Here is a 1,157-nt window from a genome sequence, read left to right as displayed (position 1 = left end):
ATGGCCAAGGAAAAGTTTGAACGCACCAAGCCGCACTGCAACATCGGCACGATTGGTCACGTTGACCATGGCAAGACGACGCTGACGGCGGCGATCACGATGACGCTGGCGAAGGCCGGTGGAGCCAAGGCGATGGCCTATGCGGACATCGATGCGGCGCCGGAAGAAAAGGCGCGCGGCATCACGATCAACACGGCGCACGTGGAATATGAGACGGCCAACCGTCACTATGCGCACGTCGACTGCCCCGGCCACGCCGACTATGTGAAGAACATGATCACGGGCGCGGCGCAGATGGACGGCGCCATCCTGGTGTGCTCGGCCGCGGACGGCCCGATGCCGCAGACCCGCGAGCACATCCTGCTGTCGCGTCAGGTCGGCGTGCCGGCGCTGGTGGTGTTCCTGAACAAGGTCGACATGGTCGACGACGAGGAGCTGCTGGAGCTGGTCGAGATGGAAGTGCGCGAGCTGCTGAGCTCGTACCAGTTCCCGGGCGACGACATTCCGATCACCAAGGGCTCGGCCCTGGCCGCGGTCGAAGGCCGTGACCCCAAGATCGGCGAGGAAGCCATCCTCGAGCTGATGCGCACGGTCGACGAATACATCCCGCAGCCGGAGCGTCCGGTTGACCTGCCGTTCCTGATGCCGGTCGAGGACGTGTTCTCGATCTCGGGTCGCGGCACCGTGGTCACGGGCCGTGTCGAAAAGGGCATCGTCAAGGTCGGTGAGGAAGTCGAGATCGTCGGCATCCGTCCGGTCCAGAAGACGACCTGCACGGGCGTGGAAATGTTCCGCAAGCTGCTGGACCAGGGCCAGGCGGGCGACAACGTCGGCGTGCTGCTGCGCGGCACCAAGCGTGAAGACGTCGAGCGCGGCCAGGTGCTGTGCAAGCCGGGCTCCATCACCCCGCACACCAAATTCGTGGCCGAGGCCTACATCCTGACCAAGGAAGAGGGTGGCCGTCACACGCCGTTCTTCACCAACTACCGCCCGCAGTTCTACTTCCGCACGACGGACGTGACCGGCATCGTGCACCTGAAGGAAGGTGTGGAGATGATCATGCCCGGCGACAACGCCGAGCTGAACGTCGAGCTGATCACCCCGATCGCCATGGACCAGGGCCTGCGCTTCGCCATCCGCGAAGGCGGCCGCACGGT

1 protein-coding gene is annotated in these 1,157 nt (G+C 64.8%); it reads left to right on the top strand.

Annotated elements, in window-relative coordinates; genetic code table 11:
* Positions 1–1,157 (top strand): elongation factor Tu (tuf, locus tag EG854_RS06060; RefSeq protein WP_123286918.1); only part of this gene is annotated, 1,157 nt, incomplete at its 3' end.

Source organism: Brevundimonas halotolerans (genome assembly GCF_003730275.1).
GTDB lineage: Bacteria > Pseudomonadota > Alphaproteobacteria > Caulobacterales > Caulobacteraceae > Brevundimonas > Brevundimonas halotolerans.
The sequence above is the reverse complement of the archived record's forward strand: the minus strand, read 5'-3'. Positions and strand labels throughout refer to the sequence as shown.